At 39.7% G+C, this 19,894-nt stretch carries 11 protein-coding genes; 1 reads left to right on the top strand and 10 read right to left on the bottom strand.

What is annotated here, in order from left to right; genetic code table 11:
* Positions 1–19 precede the first annotated feature (19 nt).
* The 4 genes from DVR12_RS19530 to DVR12_RS19515 all read right to left on the bottom strand — a co-directional run bounded on the left by DVR12_RS19530 (position 20) and on the right by DVR12_RS19515 (position 6,895).
* The gene (locus DVR12_RS19530; protein WP_116977469.1) at positions 20–1,072 is read right to left on the bottom strand and encodes a phytase; all 1,053 of its coding nucleotides are present in this window, start codon (positions 1,070–1,072) and stop codon (positions 20–22) included.
* 8 nt (positions 1,073–1,080) lie between these two features.
* Positions 1,081–2,343, bottom strand: coding sequence for a right-handed parallel beta-helix repeat-containing protein (locus tag DVR12_RS19525; protein ID WP_116977468.1), 1,263 nt, complete (start codon positions 2,341–2,343; stop codon positions 1,081–1,083).
* Positions 2,344–2,354: 11 nt separating this feature from the next.
* Entirely contained in the window at positions 2,355–5,114 is a 2,760-nt protein-coding gene (locus tag DVR12_RS19520; RefSeq protein ID WP_116977467.1) for a TonB-dependent receptor, read from the bottom strand.
* A gap of 236 nt (positions 5,115–5,350) precedes the next feature.
* Positions 5,351–6,895: a tetratricopeptide repeat protein gene (locus tag DVR12_RS19515; RefSeq protein WP_116977466.1), complete on the bottom strand. Its 1,545-nt coding sequence runs from the start codon at positions 6,893–6,895 to the stop codon at positions 5,351–5,353.
* Positions 6,896–7,049: 154 nt separating this feature from the next.
* Here DVR12_RS19515 and DVR12_RS19510 point away from each other — a divergent pair, with 154 nt between their 5' ends.
* Positions 7,050–7,823 carry a 3-keto-disaccharide hydrolase gene (locus DVR12_RS19510; RefSeq protein ID WP_116977465.1) on the top strand — a complete coding sequence of 258 codons (774 nt, stop codon included), beginning with the start codon at positions 7,050–7,052 and terminating at the stop codon, positions 7,821–7,823.
* A 201-nt stretch (positions 7,824–8,024) separates the two neighbouring features.
* Here DVR12_RS19510 and DVR12_RS19505 read toward each other — a convergent pair whose 3' ends face one another.
* The 6 genes from DVR12_RS19505 to DVR12_RS19480 form a co-directional block, all read right to left on the bottom strand.
* Positions 8,025–9,806 (bottom strand): RagB/SusD family nutrient uptake outer membrane protein, encoded by a 1,782-nt coding sequence (locus tag DVR12_RS19505; protein ID WP_116977464.1) that lies wholly within the window; start codon positions 9,804–9,806, stop codon positions 8,025–8,027.
* A 10-nt stretch (positions 9,807–9,816) separates the two neighbouring features.
* The gene (locus DVR12_RS19500; protein ID WP_116977463.1) at positions 9,817–12,987 is read right to left on the bottom strand and encodes a SusC/RagA family TonB-linked outer membrane protein; all 3,171 of its coding nucleotides are present in this window, start codon (positions 12,985–12,987) and stop codon (positions 9,817–9,819) included.
* A gap of 431 nt (positions 12,988–13,418) precedes the next feature.
* Complete coding sequence (locus DVR12_RS19495) at positions 13,419–14,240, bottom strand: SDR family oxidoreductase (protein ID WP_116977462.1); 822 nt, start codon at positions 14,238–14,240, stop codon at positions 13,419–13,421.
* A 159-nt stretch (positions 14,241–14,399) separates the two neighbouring features.
* Positions 14,400–15,407 (bottom strand): helix-turn-helix transcriptional regulator, encoded by a 1,008-nt coding sequence (locus DVR12_RS19490; RefSeq protein ID WP_116977461.1) that lies wholly within the window; start codon positions 15,405–15,407, stop codon positions 14,400–14,402.
* A gap of 349 nt (positions 15,408–15,756) precedes the next feature.
* Positions 15,757–18,426 (bottom strand): glycoside hydrolase family 2 protein, encoded by a 2,670-nt coding sequence (locus DVR12_RS19485; protein ID WP_116977460.1) that lies wholly within the window; start codon positions 18,424–18,426, stop codon positions 15,757–15,759.
* A gap of 26 nt (positions 18,427–18,452) precedes the next feature.
* Complete coding sequence (locus tag DVR12_RS19480; protein WP_116977459.1) at positions 18,453–19,886, bottom strand: RagB/SusD family nutrient uptake outer membrane protein; 1,434 nt, start codon at positions 19,884–19,886, stop codon at positions 18,453–18,455.
* Between the last annotated feature and the right edge of the window lie 8 nt (positions 19,887–19,894).

Genomic DNA, 19,894 nt, shown 5'->3' with positions numbered 1-19,894 from the left:
ATATGCTTAAAGGTTATTATCACTTCTTTTCTGTTGGCGCTATATCTTCCCACCTGTAATAATGAAAGGTTTTATCGTCGCTCATCACTACAAACAAGCCATGTTTGAAGGTTTCGTTTAATGGTATGTTTACCAGGTCGGAACCATCGCTGTGTGTGGCGGCCACCTTTACAATTTTTACCAGTTCATGATCTCCTGTTCTGCGGAACAGATGGAATTTGTTGGCGCCCTGGTCAGAAACCAGGATATATCCATCTATATTAGAGCCTTTATAGATGGAAATACCCTCATGATCTTCAGAAAATCCTGTTTTTCCAAATACTGCAAGTTCCTCATTACCCTTTTCCGGGTCGGCAGAGTACTTTCTTACACCGAATTGTTCATCTGAGTAATATACGTATCCGGCTTCGTTATCCACAGCAATTGCTTCAATTTCCTTTTTACCGCTATACTTACCGAATTTTCTTACCAAGGTAGCTTTAACTTTTCCGGTGCCATCATCTTCCAATAAATATTGCCAGATATATGAACCGGTTGTAGGCCCTGTTTTTCTGCCTACTATTGCATATTGTTTACCTTCTTTAGAGGTATATACTGCAATCCCCATTACATCTCTGTATTGTGGTTCTGTTTCGCCTTCAAAAACCGGGATGCCGCCATTGTCTATAGGCTGCATATCCGGTAAGGAAAAGAAACGTAGCTTATGCGTATAACGTTCTGTTGTAACCGCATAATCGGTAGGCTTGCCGTTGAGCATCAACCCGTAGGCAACATCCACATTATTGGGGCGCTGAAGGCCATCTACAATTTGTTTGATCTTTCCATTCAAATCAAATACATATAAAGCGCCTTTTGCATCTTTATCGGTACCAATAACCAGACTGTTTGCAGGATTAGCATGATTGATCCAGATTGCCGGATCATCTGCATCGTATTTAACAGGTTCTGTAACGATAACCGGACGTATAATTGAATCTTTTTCTGCTAAAGCTTTATTACCTGATGCGCAGGAAGAAAAACACAGCAGCGGTAATACTACTGCTGTGTTTATAATTAGATTGATAGATTTCATTCTCTGAGTTATTTTGAGCCAAATGCACCGATATAAGGTGCTGGAGCCGGAGATGGATAATTAATACCTTTGATTTCAAGACCATTAGGGAAGTTTCTGGTAAATGCTGTAGTACCGGCACCCAGAGCAGGTGAACCAGCTTGCAGGCGGAAATCCCATGATGAATTGAAATCGGGGCTGCTGGTAGCATTATTTACCGGATAGCTCATAAACAGTGGATTATTATCTCCTGCTTTTTTCCCGATTACATCATTGGTACCACCAACGATATCAGATACCGGCTGAAACTGATCTACTGTTGCCTGATCATATCCATAGTACAGGTTATGACTGAAAACAGAACGTTTATCTTCCGGCTTCTTAGTATCGCGCTTAATACCAAAACGTGCATTAGCGAAAAGGTTGTTATAGAGTTCTACATATACAGTTGCTTCCAGCCATACAGAACCACCTTTTACAGTTGGGCGTCTCCAACCTGTATTAACGATGGTATTGTTATATGCTACCACGTGTGCCTGTGGCACGCGATCACCTGCATTTGATAATTTCAGTGCATTGGTATTGGTGGCAAAAAACAGGTTATAGGACACATCGGCCAGGCAACCCGATTTAATGTTGATGCCTTCTCCACCGGTTAAACCTGTGGTATAAAATTTATTGTAAGAGAAAATGATTTTTCCTCCTTCAATATAAGTACAATCATCCTGGAAATTGCGGAAAATAGAGTTGGTAACTACTAACTTACCGTTTACATTACTAAACCAGATAGCCGGTGTATTTTCTCCGCTCACTGCTTTGTAAAGCCCCATTTTCACAGAGGTAGACGACTCAGTAGTAGTGGCGCCACCATATTCAACGATGGTATTATCGAGCAACAATTCGTTACAGGTAGGAGCTGCAAGGATACCTCCCCATTGCTTACCGAATTTTTTGCTTTCGTTACGATAGTTTTCTTCAATGGTAAAACGTACAGGGTTTTCTGCAGTACCCATAGAGTAAAGGTCGCCCTTAACAATTACTTCAGGCTTTGCTGTGGTATCCATGATCACCAGTACTCCTTCTTCAATTACCAGGGTTTTGCCTTCAGGAACAATAATGTCTCCACTCACTCGCTGAACACTTCCTTTAGGCCAGATACCGGATACTTCGCCATGTAATGATCCTGTGTTGGTAGGATCGGGAGTGGTATCCACATCTATATTTGCTTTTTTACATCCAAATGTAACTGTTGCCACCAGGGCTATAACGAGATATAAATATTTAGTTTTCATGCTAAGTAGGTTTAAAGTTTGTAACGAACGCCTAACAGATAGGTTTGTTTGTAGTATTCCTTTTTAATCAGTGTTTCAGTTTTGCTGGTCTGACCTATTACGTCTGCATTTTCAGGATTCGCTCCTTTAATGAAAATGGTAGCTGGTGTATTTAACAGGTTGTTGGCTTTGGCATAAACGCTGAAGTGATTACCAAATCTTTTCTCCAAAGAAAGATCCATCTGCACAAACCCTTTTTGCCAGTAATCATTATCCACAAATTGTGAAACAGTAGAGATACGAGGACCGGTATAAGCAGCTGCCAATTGAACATCCCAACCGGTACGTACATCCTTGTACAATACAGAAAGATTACCAATATGCTCAGACTGGCCATATAAAGGCCTGGTTTGTTGAACGATAATTGGCAGGATATTTCCGTCTTTGTCTCTGATTCTGCTGGTTTTATCGGTAGTGATGCTGGAATGGGTATAGGTATAATTAGCTTTGAAACCAATTTTGTGGAAGAACTTAATATAATCGAGCTCCAATCCGTAGTTGGTTGCAGTACCAAAGTTGCCGGCTGAATAATATTTATCCTGCGGACGGGTAGGATCTGCTTTAATTGTTTGCTCGATAGGATCCTGTATGCGTTTGTAGAAAATACCTACCAACAACTGATCGCTGTGGTTAGGGAAAAGTTCATAACGTAAATCCAGGTTATCGGCAATAGCGCGTTTCAGGTCTGGATTTCCTCTTTCCTGGTATTCTTCCTGTACAATTTTACCAGGAACAATTTCAAAGAAACCAGGGCGGTTTAATGAACGGAAATAAGAACCTCTTAATTGCTGATGTTTGGCGAATTCGTATTTGATACTCAGACTAGGCAATACATCTGTATATACCTGGTAGTTAACCGGTCTTGGTTCTCCCAATGCGAACAGCATTTCATAACCCTGGTTGGTATGTTCTACACGTACTCCACCTACTACTTCCCAGATATTAGCCTTGAATTTAAACATACCATAACCGGCAGAAATTTTTTCAGAAGCGTTATAGGTAAGCGCATTTGCTACGGCACCTTTTCCGTTTTGTACATCCCAGTTCAACTCTGTATAATCATTGAAATCTTTACCATAGATAGATGGAGATTTAGCAACGCGCAGTACATAGTTGTTGAAGAAGTTACTACGTTGTTTATCTCTGTACATTCCACCGGCCGTGAAATCTACTTTTGTATCGGCGATGTTGGCAGTATAGGTCAGATCTAAGTTTCCGGTAGCGTCGTTATCTGTATTACGTTCCCAACGTCTGTTGCTTTCGGTAGCGTTGGTAGGAGTTTCAACAAAGTTTTCCCTGATACCATTCATACCAACGGTGGTATTGTCTGGTACTTCATTCCGGGCAGAAGACAAAGCGGCCGACCAATGTGCTTTTAATACACCAGGGATCAGTTTATGATCGCCATGCAGGGTAGCATTGTAGATCTGCTGATTGGTTTTACGTGCTCTTCTCTGGTAGGAGATCTGCGCGTTACCCAATTCAGGTTTGTAATCCCCGTTGGAAACGTTGGTATTGATCTGATCTCTGGTCTGGAAGCTGGTCAGCTGCATGTAGGCCTGATAAAGCGTAAGCTTGTTGTTATCGTTGATTACATAATCGATTTTATTATGTAAGCCCATGCGTTGTTGTTGCTCGCTATACTGACGATTCTGGATTCCGGTGATTACAGCAGTTTTGGCAGTATCTACTACTGAGTTGTCGTAGAATGTGCTGGTAGTACCTCTGTAATTGTTTTGATAACTTCCGGCTACCAACACTCCCAGTTTATTATTAAAGAATCGTTGGCCCAGCGATAAGCCGGCAACCATGTTGGGAGTGAAGTTCTTGGTTTTGAAGTCCTGGGTGCCTTTTCCAAAGTCGGAAGCTACTGCTTCATATCCTTTACCATGAATTTCGTAAGGCGATTTACTTTGAATGCCGCTGGTATTGAAACCCAGATAATCCTTATCCATCAGCATCTGGCTATAACCCATTGCCAGGTTTACATTTACTTCCAGTTTATTCGGCGCATCTTTCATCACCATGTTTACCACTCCACCTACAGCATCACCTTCCATATTTGGAGTAAGTGATTTGTAGACTTCCAGCCTGTCTAACAGGTCGGAAGGGAAGATATCCAACGGGATGTAACGGTATTTGTTATCCGGACTAGGGATTTTTACACCATTGATAAGGGTGTAGTTGTAACGTTTGTCCATACCTCTCAGGATGGCATACTGGCCGTCGCCATTATTACTACGTTCGATAGATACACCGGAGATACGCTGAATAACGTTGGCCACTGTAAGATCCGGAGATACTTCGATAGCGGCACCCGACATTACGTTTAGTACCTGAGGTGCATGTTGTTCTAATTTTCTGGCAGTTTTTTCTGAAGCGGCTTTATTGCCACCAGCTACTACCACTTCACCCAGGCTTTTGCTACTACGCTCGCTGAGGTAGATGTTGACAGGAGGATTATCTTTCTCCCCAACTACTACTTCCCTGCGTAATGGTTTGTAGCTCAGGTGTGAAATGAGCAGTACAATCTTACCTGATTGCAGGTTCTTAAATTCGAAGGAACCATCGAGGCCCGAGAGGGCAACCGATTTTGTTTGATCCAGGACGATGGTTACACCAACCAGGGGTTCTCCTGTCTGTTGGTCGTAAACGTGTCCTTTAAGTCCATCAGCCTTAACAGCTATAAGGCTGGTAAACAGACAAAGAATGGTGATTAGAATTGTTCTCATGTCAGATGAATTTGATACAGTTTGAGTTGGTTGCAAACCGTAGCGCAAAACTCATTTGAGGAAGGAAGAAAACAGAAAATCCACCATAAGCAAATTGTATACAGCGTTAACAGGCCCGTAAACAAAGCGTAATCAGTATATACATTCACGTTGTAAGTAATTGTTTATCAATCTATTAGTTGTTACATCCTCCTCCATTACCATTATGTTAGCGTAATATTACCTGAATGTTAACACTACAGGCCCTGAACAAAAGTGATGAGGGTATCGCCTTCAGGAATGTTTAATTTCTTCCTTAATCTATACCTGGCGACTCTTAAACTATCGGGAGAAATTCCAAGGATCGTTGCCATATCTTTTGAATCGATATTCATTTTATGTAAGGCTAATAACCTGATATCGTTATTCGTGAGATCTCCGAAGCGGGCATTTAATTTATCGAAGAACACCTGGTGTACCTGTTCAAAAACATCTGTAAATTCTTTCCATTGTTTTTCATGACTCACATTCTGATTGATGCGGGCCACCAGTTGCTGTAATTGTTTTTTCTGATCTCTTTTTTCATCCTGCACCAGCTGGGCAAGGCTATACCTTAACTCTTCCAGGAACTGGTTGCGTTGAATAATATCGAGGGTATGATTGGCTAATTGCCGGCTTTTGAGCTCTAACTGATCCTTCTGTACTTTATTTATTGCTGCATTTTGGGCAGAAAGGGCTTGCGCCTGGCCAATTTTTAGCTTCTGCCGGGAGATGATGGTAAGTGCCAGGGCAATCAGCAGGGCAACAACAGTGGCAATAGCTATATATATAATACGATTCATACGGTGACTATTTGCCAACCGGAGTATCTCATCATTTTTCTTATTGGTTTCATATAAGGCCTGGAGGAAGTTCATTTGCTGGTTATTCTGGGCCGAATAGATTTCTGCCTGGCATTTGCGGCTCCATTCCATATAATAATAGGCGCTGTCGTTTCTGCCCAGCAGGTTATAGGCTTTAGCCAGATCTTTACAGGCAGCCCCTTCCTGGTATTTATTGTTCGACTGCAATGCCAGTTGCAGGGCTTTTAAGGACCAGGAAATACTGGCAGCGTATTTTCCTGTTTTCCGGAGTATGTCGCCTATATTATTAGTTACCTCCAGTCCGTCGTAGGTATATGGACCATACAAACTATATGCTTTATTAAAATAAACCAACGCCGTATCATAGTGCGATAAATCTTCATGTATGGTGCCCAGGTTTTCGTAAATCCTTGCTATACCGGTTGTATCGTTGAGATGTTGATAGAGGTCTAATGCCTTTTGTTGGAAGAACAACGCACTATCATATTGCTGTTGTTTTTCATAATAGTGACCTATATAGCCATAGGTTTCTGCCACACCCGTCGAATTTTTGCCTTGCTCGAAGTAATACAGTGCTTTATCGAATTCCTTTTTAGCGGCAGCTTTATTGATATTGCGGTAGTATAACTGGCCTATATCGTTTAATAACCTCCCTTGTGCATTTCTGTCTCTCACCTCTTCAAACACGCTCATTGCCTGTTGGTAGTACTCCAATGACTTGGAGTAGTGACCTAAAGTGTAGCAAATCTTCCCCATTTCCTGCAGGCATTTGCCGGCAGTGAGCATATCCTGGCGGGCAATGGCCTGGTCGTGCTGCTGGCGTAATGCCAGGAAAGCCGTATCCGGAGAGGGATTTACTATAGTTATAAGTTCAGGTGTGGTGGCTCCTGCAAAGAGAACACCGGAGAGGCATAGCAGTATCAGTAATATCCTTTTCATTTTCTCAGACCTTAATTCTGAGTACAAAGAATAAATTTTAGTGTTAACTGTATGTTACCACCATTAATACAAAAGTGCTTGCGTGACTATAGTATTTTATATATTATTGTGTCATCACCCGCCATAGGGGATTATTTCCAGTTAAAAACAGATTATGAAAAGAAAATTCCTAGTTACTATGCTCTTAGCCGGGGGCGTTCTGTCGGTTTCCGCACAGGATAAACCTAAGCCAGAAGATACTGAAGTATATACTCCGGTTCCTCCGGTTGTAAAAGCCGGTAAAAAGTGCGGCGAAGCACCTTCAGATGCAATCGTTTTATTTGACGGCAGCAACCTGAATGAGTGGGTAATGACCGACGACCGCAACACTCAAGCTAAATGGACCGTAAAAGACGGGCTGCTAACGGTAGATAAAAAGTATGGCAACATCGAAACCAAACGTAGCTTCAACAACTACCAGTTACACATCGAGTGGAGAGTGCCTGCAAATATCACCGGAACAGGTCAGGGTCGCGGTAACAGCGGATTATTCCTGGCTTCCATTGGTAAAGGCGATGCAGGCTATGAACTCCAGATCCTGGATTCATACGACAATAAAACCTACACCAACGGTCAGGCTGCCAGCATCTATAAACAAACAGTTCCCCTGGCAAATCCAACCAACAAACCAGGCGAATGGCAAACCTACGACGTAATCTGGACAGCCCCGGTTTTCGCAGCCGATGGTGCTGTTGAAAAACCAGCAAGAGTTACTGTGCTCTTCAACGGCGTACTCGTTCAAAATAACACTGAGCTGAAAGGCCCAACCCAATATATCGGACAAGCAGCTTATCGCCAGGCACATGGCGCCAGCCCAATCAAACTGCAATCACATGGCGATAAAAGCGAGCCACTGAGTTTCAGAAATATTTGGATTAGAGAGTTGTAGCTCGCGAGCTCGCTTGTTTCTCGCAAAGAAGCATAAGATTAATATTAAGAGGCAAGGATTGAAACGAATATTATTAAAGGCTACCGATTAGTTTTAATTATAATAGAAACTAATAAAAAGTCCTTAAAAAAAATTCGTTTCAATCCTTGCCTCTTAATATTAATCTTATGCTTCTTTGCGAGCAATAAGCGAGTTTACGAGCTAATACCCCGGATTCTTCACAATCTTCGGATTTCTATCTATTACATCCTGTGGTATAGGATTCAAATACATATACTGATGAAATGTTGCCGGGTGATTTAATGGAATCGCTTCGTACTTCCAAACTCCGCTATTATCAGAAGGTACCGTGTTAGTGATCATCATTCCATGTTTATCAACATTCATAACGGTATTGGCAAATTTGTGCCTGATGATATCATAGAACCGCTTTTGCTCAAAACAGAGTTCTACTCTTCTTTCGTGCAAGATTGCTTCACGCATATCGTCTTTCGATAATCCTGCTGGTAAATCTGGTAATCCTGCCCGAGCCCTTACAGTATGCATTGCAGCATAAACACTTCCATCTGGCCCGGCTACTTCGTTTTGTGCTTCGGCGTAACCCAATAATACTTCTACATACCTGAAGTAAACATAATTGGCTCCACTTACTGCACCACCGCCCGGGCGAACGAGAGGATTCAATTTTTTCTTGAAGTAGTATCCGGTGTTGCTTACATCATCGGTTCCAAAATCTATCTGGTTCTTGGATGGCTTTACTTTATCGATACGGGTGTAGATGGTGTCTGTTCTATCCATCCAATCCATTTTATATGGAGCGCCATCGTAAACAATCCAATCGTAGAATCTTTTTTCTCTGTTTTTGTAAGGGTCTTGCGGATTGTAGCCGGAGGTTGGATCTGTGATGCGTTTACCATTTGCCATTTCAAACTGGTCTACTAATTCCTGAGTAGGATCGTAGTTGCCCCAGGTATAGTAGGCACCTAAAATCCATACAGGGCCACCATATTGCTCAAATGATGATCCCATGATATTGGCGACTACCTGCCTGTCCCAAACTACTTCGGAATTGTATTCATTGGCTTCATACCATAGGCTGGCAAGACTGGGGAACAGTTCATATGCTTTACCGTTACCATAGTTATCTAAAAATAGTTTGAAAGATGCTGCTGCTTTAGCCCAGCGTGATGCATCATAATTATTGAAGCCGGCCACTTTATTAGGATCAGGCCCCGCTGCAGGTTCAGCGGCATTGAAAGCCGGACTTGCAGCATAGAGTTCTACCCATCCTTTTACAGTGAGTGCAGCACCGAGGGTAGCCCTGCCTGCATCTGCATCGCCGTGATTGTATTTAACGCTAAGATGTGCTCCTTTTACAACTGCATCGAGTTCGGAGGTGATGAAATCATAAGTTTCAGCAAAAGTGTTTCTTGCTTTATAGATATCAGCACTATCGTTAGTTCTTCTATCCATTGGCTCTGTAATGATGGGTAAGCCACCTACATGCTGCCATAATTCACTATAGAAAAATGCACGAAGGAAACGGGCTTCATCTATACGTTTATTTCTCCAGGTTTCTGAGAAATTGCCGGAGTACTTGGCTATGGCTGCCAGGAAAGTATTGCACTTCCGTATGTTTGTGAATGTGGTTGGCCAGTTGGTAAGGTCACCTGAGCCTGTGATGCCTCCCCAAACTGTGTAGTCGCTGGAGGCAGGAGAAACAATGCCCTGTTTCCAGTTATAGGAAGTGTAATAGAAACCGGCATCATTATCATCGGTGAAGTTATCTAAGTTTTCGGGCTGGTTCCAATAGTTGGGCAATCCATTGTAGATATCATTCAAAAACAAATCGGCATTGCCTTCGGTAGCCCACTGCGTATCGTCGGTGAGCTTACTTTTATTTGTGTTTTCCAGGAATTCTTTATTGCAGGCCAGGCATAAGCATACTAGTAATCCTGAAAGTATATATGTAATGCGCGTCATAGTACTAAGATTAAAATGTAAGATTAAGACCAAATGTGAGATTGCGTTGGTTAGGGTAGGCGGTTTCAAGATCGGTATACCCCACTTCAGGATCCATGAATTTCAACTTACTGAAGGTGAGCAGATTCTGACCTGAGAAATAAACCCTGAGCTGCTGTGCGCGGATTGCTTTCAGTACTCTTGCCGGCAGCGTGTAACCAAATACGATAGTCTTTAATCTTAAATATCCTGTTTTCATTACCCAGAAATCGCTGTTCTGCGTGTTATTCGCATAGGGCGACTGGTTAGCTCTCGGATACTTGGAATCTTGATGGTCTGGTGTCCATCTGTTATCGAAGTATTCGTAAGCAGAGTTGCTGTTATTATTATTGAATGGAATGGTTTGAAAACCACGGATTGTTAAACCCGCCATAGCCGATCCCTGAAAGAAGAGGCTCAGATCAAATCCTTTCCAGGCAGCAGTAGGAGTAAAACCATAGGTGATGAATGGATACACAGGATTACCAATTGCTACCTCGTCGTAAGCATCTATTTTTCCATCAGGTTTGCCTTCCGGACCGCTGATATCTGCATATTTGATATCGCCCGGGTGCAGCGTACCAAACTGAGTTACGTTATACCCATCCTGCGCATCGATGATGCCATCCCCATTTTTATCATCGGCAGTGGTAAATAAACCTAAAGCATGATAGCCAAACGGAGTGCCCATTGGTCTGCCGGTTCTACTACGATTAGGATTATTTCTGGTAGCAGCAGTTTCAAACACCTGCACCATTTTGTTTTTGGCATAGCTGAAATTGCCATTTAAACCAATCTTTAATCCATTGCTGAATTGATGTTGTGTACCGGTAGAAAACTCGATTCCATTATTCTCCATAATCCCCTGGTTTTCGTCCGACAGGCCCACTCCATACTCAATTGGTACGGTTACAGCCGGAGGTAATAACATCCCTGTTCTGCGCTCATGGAAATAATCGGCAGAGATGTTGAGCAACCCTTTCCAGAGCGCTAAATCGATACCCACATCTGTTTTAGTAGAAATCTCCCAGGTGATATTGGGATTAGCTTCTCTTGTAATATTAGACCCTTGCACCATAGATCCATTACCATATGCATAGGCGTTACCATACAAGTTGTAACCATTCAGGTATTGAAATGCGGCACCGGCAAGGTTTCCTGACTTACCCCAGGAGCCTCTGAGTTTCAGGTAATTTAAAGCGGTGCTATGATCTTTCATGAATGGCTCTTCTGAAATTACCCAGCCGGCAGAAAAAGCAGGGAAGTAACCCCATCTTTTACCCGGTGCAAAGTAATAGTGGCCATCGTACCTACCTGCTGCTTCAAACAGGTATTTATTACGGAAGATGTAACCAAATCTATATACAAAGCCCATTTGACTACCGGTAACAGTAGATCCATTATTATCGAAATCGTTCTTATTGGAACTACCCATTCCCAGTTCGTCTATATTCACTGCAAAGTTGTTGCGCCTCGCCGAAAAGCCTGTAGAATCGGTTGTTCTGGCTTCAGCCACTACTAAAGCAGAAATATCATGGTCACCGAAGGTATTGTGGTAATTGATATAGCCCTGGTAGGTTAAGTACTGGCGTTTAGCATATTCCTGGCTTAGCCAGGTGTAGGTAGCTGCTCCTCCTTCAGATGTAGAAATTTGTTTGGTGAAGGTATATGGAGTAGTAGTTGTGTTGATAGAATAAAAATAAAATGGAGTATGCCATCCTTTAACGGTTGCTTCATTAGGGTCGTAGCTGAACGATCCTTTTATGCTTAAACCTTTGATGAAAGGCAACTGCTGTTCTATACTGAGGGTGGTTAGCAGGTTATTATCTGTACGATGAGAGTAACCGGCATTGAGGATACCTACTGGTGTATTACCTGCAAATTCTCCCCATAATCCATTGCTATAATACAGGTTAGTAATAGGAATGAGTTTGTAGGCGCTTCTAAACAACTGACCTGGAGAGGTGGCAGCATCTACACTATTGGTTTTATTAATTGCACCTAATAATGATACTGCAACATTGGTAGTTGGAGTGGCGCTAATATCGAGATTTACGTTGTAGTTATATCTTTGGTAGTTTACCGGATCAAACATCCCACTTTGTTTGAGGTAACCTAAGCCGGCATAATACCTGACATTTTTATTGCCACCGCTAAGCTGCATGCTATAGTTTTGCATGGGTGCATGCATTTGCACCAGGTCTTTGGTATTGCTGACAGGGTATTTGTCAGGATCTTCTGCATTTTTGGTCAGGTAATTATCTATCAGGTCTTTTGCGAATGGTAGATTTGTACCGGATGGATTTTCATTCAGATATGCTTCATTACGTAAACGCATATAGTCTTGCGCATTAAGCATACGAGGGTAGTAGGTAGGCGATTGAATTCCATAGTAGGTGCTGAAACTCAGCTGCGGAACGCCGGATTGTCCTTTTTTGGTAGTGATAAGAATTACGCCATTTGCTCCGCCTAATCCGTATGGTGCTACAGCAGCAGCATCTTTCAGGATTGTAACTGTTGCAATGGCATCAGAAGGAATATCGTTGATATTATTTCTGATAATTCCGTCTACTACTATTAACGGTGAATTATTACCGGTTGTGGCAATACCACGGATATGAATATCCGGATTGTCTTTGCCTGGCTGACCGCCATTGGGGCGCATGCTTACCCCTGAAATATTTCCTGCCAGGGCATTGGAAATATTGGCAACCGGCGATTTAGCCAGTTCTTTACCCTGTATGGCGGCTACTGCGGCGGTGGAAGAAGTTTTCTTCTGCACACCGTACCCAACAACTACTACTTCATTGAGTCCACTTGCACTTTCTTTCAGCGTAATGTTAATAGGTGAATTGCTTGAAACTACGTGTGTTAGTTGTTCATAGCCTACATAGGTAAATACCAGTATAGCTCCGTTGGGAGCAGATAGTTGGAAAGCTCCGTTTTGATTTGTAACAGTACCGGTATTACTCCCCGATACCTTGACAGATACTCCAATCAGAGGATCATTTTTTTCATTTCTAACAGTGCCACTAACGGGGGCCGATTGAAAGGGCCTTGCAATACCCTTTTCAATGCTGCCCAATAGCAATACAATGAATGCCAATACGTATAGTAAAGGCGTGCGGCGTTGATCAGCGCGCGGATACGTTGATGTTTGCATAACATGGAACAATAAAAGTGAGAAAATGAGTGTTACGTGGACAACACTGTTTATGTCATATAGCTTTCAGTATTTATGAGGGTTTCTGTAAAGATATTTTCCTTGATTCAGGGATAAGCCTGCACTATAACCGAAGTAGTATTTTCGCGTTACTAAAATTACCTAAATAAAATTAATATCCAAATTAAGTGTTAATTTGACATTAATATTGATAGCAGAGTATTGTATCGATTTTGTTGATTTTTATACGATTATATAAGCAAAGAAAAGTTTTTTAGCTTGAAAGGATGAGGAGGCACTTCACCTGACCGCCGGAATTGCTGCGATACCTGAGCTGCAATTCCGGCTACGTGCTTAATTGGTGAGCTATAATGTTGGTATGGTAGGTCAACTGGCCTTGCAACAATGGAATTATCCGCATTATCTGCGGGCTATGATATAAACAAATCTCTTTGCAGTTTAGCTCCCGGCACTACCGAATACTTATCGAAATCAGTTATGCCTGCGGCTCTAAGTACATCTTCATCTAAAAATGTATTACCTGTATATGTAGCAGAAGGTTGTTGCAGAATATATTCTGTAGCATCGGCAAGAATATCTGTTGTTCTGCTTTTATTTATAAGTGTATCGCCACCAAGCAGGTTTTTAACTGCTGCAGTAGCAATAGTTGTTACCGGCCAGAGGGCATTAGAGGCGATTTTATATTTCTCCAGCTCATTAGCCCATCCTATTGCCAGGAGGCTCATATTATACTTACTGATGGTATAGGCTACATGAGGGCCAAACCAGCGGGGATCGAGATTAATAGGAGGGGAGAGGGTGAGAATATGTGGATTATTACCTTTTTTGAGGTAAGGAATACAATGTTGGGTTACCAGGAAGGTACCACGAACATTGATATCGAACATCAGATCGAATCGTTTGGCGGCAGTTTCTTCTGTATTGGTAAGCTGAATAGCCGAGGCATTGTTGATAACGATATCTATGCCTCCGAATTTTTCTACGGCTTGCTCCACGGCTTGTTGTATTTGAGATTCTTCTCGTATATCTACTTGTACGGCCAGTGCTTGTCCGCCTGCGGCGATTACTTCTTCTGCAGCGGAGTAGATAGTACCACCAAGACGGGGATCTTCTGTAACGCTTTTAGCGGCTATTACAATATTGGCGCCTTGTGCTGCGAGGCGTAGGGCGATTGCTTTTCCGATTCCTCTGCTTGCGCCGGTGATAAAAACGGTGCGATTCTTAAATAACATAAACCCTTACTTTTTAAGCGATGAAAGAACAGTAATTTACTGAATCTTTTCCATTGCTATTGAAGTAAGGGTTATTTTGAGGAAAAAGACATGGCTGGGCTAAGATTAGCCCGGCTTCGCACTAACCTAAAAAATCATATCTCATGAAGAGAGTGCTCTTCATTGGTTGTTTCTAAGGTTTTCGATGGAACAGCTATAATACGATAAAAAGGTACTACGTAGTTGCTGCACACTGGTAAACCCATAAGTATCTACAATATTCTCAAGTTTAGTTGTGGGCATCCAGATTGTTTCCATTGCCTTTAGTAAACGATAATGCATTTGATACTGAGACGGAGTTATTAAAAACGCCTTATAGAAGGTTCTGTGCAGAATAATAGGAAAAGTACCCAGTTGAGCTGCCATTTTAGTCAAATCTAATGGTTGCTTGAGATTGGATTCAAGATACTTCAAAGCAGCTGGTAAAACGGTTTGCAGATAACTGGGTACCTGGTATGTTGCCAAATGTGGTTGTCTGAATTGAATAGCGGCATTGATCATCATATTGATGGCGCATCTGCGATAAAGCAGGGTGGCCGGTAAACCTTTGCCTGGGAATTTGCACATAGTTTCTGTCATCCATTCTACAAACTTTGTAATCCGGATATAAGTTGGATTTAATTGTTTGCAGGTGGTTGTTGTATCACAGATCATATCTGCAACTTGTTGTAAGTAAGGATTGAATTTAGCCAGTTCTATGAAATCTTTCTTATCCATATTTACGTTGACTCTTACTACTACTTCGCTATCATCAATAAAGAAATCCGGAGCAGTACCATCTTCGATCTGGTAGATTAATACCTCTCTATCTAAGGCCTTGTAAGGTAATCCGCCATCGAGATCGTTAAGGATCATGTTTTTCGCATGGAATTGAAAAGAAATGACCTTCCTGTCGGAAAACGGCACGAGGTGAAGATTAGTTCGGGGGAATATATCGTGCAACCATAGCGACATATCGCCGAGCCTCATTACCTGATGCACCATTTCTACATCTTCATCTGCATTTAAAATGAATTTGGAGTCATTTGTGAGCAGAGGGAGAAATTCTCCAGGAAGGTCATCGATCGAGTGGAATTCTTGAATATCTGCCTCGATCGGGAAATCTTTGCGACTTCTTCTGATGTTCATTTTACCAAATAGTTTTTGTGGGTTAGAAAATTAAATTTGGGGTTGTTTAAGAATAAAATACTTTGTTTATAAATTATACACCATCGGAACTTGTATGGTGATACTCGGGTAGTCATTTGATATGAGTTTAACATGACCTGGATGTTTTTATGGTTATTTATTAATAATACACTCTTAATATTGGTTGAGTACTATATCAAAAGCTTACATATTATAATACACTATTAAATTGTAAGGAGTACTATTCTTTTCAAGATATTTTTTAAAAAATTTTGCCAATAAGAATATTGGCAACTGTAGCTATTGCCACGGTGAGTTCAGAATTCTCACCATCACATATTAAACCGCGTCAGTTTTGAGGCCACGTAGGCTTGTTATCTTTCATTTTTTGGAGCGTTTCGGCGTAAGTTTGTTCATCTTTAGTGCCTCTTATTTGTTCTAGTGCTTTAGATTCCCATTCAATAGCTTTTTGAGTTTGCTGGGTTTTATGCAAAAGATTTGCATAAGTGTCTATGGTATTTGGAGAATTATCCCAATTATCTATTGCGTATTTTACAACCGTTGCAGCAAAACGAAGCGTTTCAGGATCATTTATATGTTTGAATATTGGCCAAGAAAGCATATTGATTATATATTCAGGGTGTTTTAAAGCTTTTTTGAAATACAACACATAATATTTACCAAATTTTTCCCAATCAGGTTTATTTTGTAATAATCCGCTATATTCTATCATTATTCTGCCTAGGGCAGCTTCTTCTCCAATTTCTCCATACTTATTAGTAACATCTTTTAATATTTTATCCCAATCATAATTTTTGTCTGGTTCAAATTTGAAGGCAGGAAGTTCGAATTTTTTTATTATAGGTTTTAATACATCTGAAGAAGTATAATTACCTAAAATTTTATCTATTTGATTAGATTTTTCTAAGAACATCCTAAAACCTTTGTCAGAGGGTGATTTAGTAATGTATTTAATTAATCGAAGATTATCAAAAGAATATGGATCATTTAATATTTCAATATAATCATTTCCAATTTTACTAACTATATCTTGTTTCTTTTGTCTAGTAGCAATTAGAACTAATCTACGTAATAATGCAGAGTCTCTATTTCCATTGTTGTATTTAGCCAATAATTCATTAAAACGATTATCATTGTCATTTACATCAATATCCTGTGCGACATGGAAATTTGAATAAATCGTATTTTCAGCAAATGGATTAAGTTTCTTATTAAGTGCTCTAAGAGTATCAATAGGTATTTTGATAATTTCTCTATCATAAGAGATTAAACCGTTTTCTTCGTCTTCAACATCAAAGGGTTGTGTATAAATTGAAGCACTCAATCCATTTGTTTCAAGTATTTTCAATGAATCAGTCATTTGTCGATACTTTTCTTTCAGTTCAGTTGCATTTGCTTGAACATATCCCCAACCTTGCATGTCGTTCCATTGATGGCCATAAGTAGAAACGCCAATTCCTCCAAATTCTCCAATTACTTTCGCTTTCCCAGGAAGGTTAGGGGTATTCCTAGGAAAGGGATATGTGTGAATATCAACTATATCGCTATTCATCCATGGTTTATGGGGTTGACTTCTTAAGAGATTATCACTATATAACATTTCACCTGAATGTCCATTGATTAATCTAGTAGAGTCTATTTTTTTTACAAATTTTGTAAGTCTTTCTTGATCATATGCTCCCCAACCCTCGTTGAATAGAGTCCATAAAACTATAGAAGGGTGGTTGTATAATTGTTCAATAGTTTCCTGAATCTCATTTTCAAATTCTACTTTTGATCCAATTGGAAGTTGTTGAGGTGGATTAACAAAATCTTGCCATACTAAGATACCTAATTTGTCGGCATAATAATACCATCTTTCGGGTTCAATTTTAATGTGCTTTCTAATAGTATTAAAGCCCATTAATTTAATCGCCTTAATATCATATTCTAATGCTTCATCTGATGGGGCGGTATATAAACCATCGGGCCAGAATCCCTGATCAAGAATTCCTAGATTATAAGTGTATTTATTGTTAAGAAAAATTCGGTCCATTCCCTTTTCATCTTTTTGAATGGTAATTTTTCTCATTCCAAAATAACTATCAATTTCATCTATTTTCTTTTTGTTTTCAGATAAGATGACTTTTAAATCATAAATGAATGGAAACTCAGGAGACCATAACTTAGCATCTGGAATAGACAGAGATAAAATACTTTGATTGCTTCCTTTACTTACCAAAACAGATTTTGAGTTAATAATCTTTCCATCATTTATAATATATATTGTTAGTTCTAACTTTTTATTCTTATAATCACTATTTAAATTAATATTTAAATTAATAGTATTATTATCTATATTCGGATTTGTTTTTATTGAAGATATGAAGCTTTGTGGCACATTTTCTATCCAAACAGTTTGCCAAATTCCACTACTTGGAGTATAATAAATATTGCTTGGAGTTAAGGTTTGCTTGCCATGAGGATTTGGGCCAGTATCTGTTGGATCATATACTTTTACAACTAATTCATTATTGGTATTCTTAATAAAGTTGGTAATATCTATGGTAAACGGGAGATACCCGCCTTTATGTTTCCCTATTTCCTTTCCATTTAAATATACTGTAGCTTCATAATCTACAGCTCCAAAGTTCAGTAAGTATTTTCCATTTTGATGTGGAATATTAAAATATCTTTTATACCATAAGCTCTGGTTTGGATTAAGTTTTTTGCTAACACCCGACAATTTTGATTCAATCGGAAACGGCACATTTATTTTACCTGAATATTCAATAGGTTTAGAATCCGCCGAATCAGTAATGGCAAACTCCCATTGACCATTTAGATTAATCCAATTATCTCGTTTAAGTTGAGGTCTCGGGTATGGGGTTACTTCCATATTGCTGTGCCATCTTGTTTTAAGTGTGCAATGATTGTATTCTTGGTCGGGTTGTTGTGCATATGAATACAGAGAATGTATTATCATAGCAAAACCTAAAATTGTTTTTTTTTGTTTCATGTGGATAATATCAATTGTTAATTAGCTTAGTAGCCTGGATTCTGTTGTAAATTGGGATTTAGTTTTAATTCTCCGATTTCAATTGGATAATACTGTTTATAACTACTCCAAGTTCCTCCTTTTTCCGGAGCGACAATTTGCATCACACTATCTAGCTTACCTGCGCGTCTAAGATCGAACCATCTATCGCCTTGTTCTAAAAACAATTCGACCTGTCTTTCATGATCAATAGCATCAATAATTTGATCTTTTGTAACAGCACTTGACCCTGATAGATTTGCTCTGTTCCTTATTGTGTTTAAATCAGTTAAAGCTCCTGAAAGGTTGTTTTGTTGAACACGAGCTTCAGCTCTTATTAGATATTGTTCTCCAAGCCGAAGAGTAACGTAATTCTCTGTAATTGGATCAGTATAATTAATTGTTTTGTACTCTTTGTATTTGTATGCATAAGGGTAAGTTCCAATTGCAGTATAGCTATATCCAACCCATTTATTTTTTCTTTCATCTCCAATTTCAAAACTGTTAATAAGATGATTACTTAAATAAGTTGGTTGAAGTGTACTTGGTTGAGAATTATCAGGAAGTATAAAATATTGACCATAAAAAGTATTTAATATATAATTAACTGACTGAAATTGAAGTATGGATTCGATACTATTCTTTTTGAATACACCGTTTAAAGAATCTAATTTGAAAAGTGAAGTGTTGTTAATTACCTCATTAGATTTTTCTTCAGCCAAATCCCAATTCTTATTGTATAAGTATACTTTTGCTAGCAATGCCGCCGCTGCCCATTTGGTGGGTCTTACTCTGTCAGTGCTGGTCCCAGTTAAAGTACCATTAAGGAAACTATTGCTTAGTAGATTATATGCATCATTAAGATCAGATTTAATTATATTCCAAACATCTGATTGAGAAGCTCTAGTTATTAACGAGTTCTTTGTATGATCTGTAGTTAAAACAATTGGAACATCCCCATAAATATTAACTAAGTAGAAATAGCATAAGCCTCTCATAAATTTTGCTTCCCCTAGTAATTGTTGCTTTATTGATTGATTTAAAGATGAATTTCCAACGCCTTCTATAGCATCGTTAATGTAAAAAATATTTTGATATGCTTGTGTCCAAACGTTAGTGGAGAAGACATCTTTCGAGTTTAAATTATCAGTATAGAAAGCAGTCAATGTTACATCTTCACCAGGTTTATAATATATTAATTCGTCGCCAAGTAACCCTGTTTGAATTGGAATTCCTCCAATACCCCAAGTATCCATATAATGCATAAAAACAAAGGACTGATTTAATACTCCTATTGCAGTGGAGCTATTATTGTAAATTTCATTTTTTAATAGTTGTTGAACTGGAGGATTAACATCAACAAACTTTTTGCAGGAACAGAGTACAAGAAATAATACTAATGAACCTGATACCTTGTATAATTTATTATTTGTTTTGCTCATAAAATAAT

Source organism: Chitinophaga silvatica (assembly GCF_003419895.1).
In the GTDB taxonomy this organism is placed as follows: Bacteria; Bacteroidota; Bacteroidia; order Chitinophagales; family Chitinophagaceae; genus Chitinophaga; species Chitinophaga silvatica.
The sequence above is the reverse complement of the archived record's forward strand: the minus strand, read 5'-3'. Positions and strand labels throughout refer to the sequence as shown.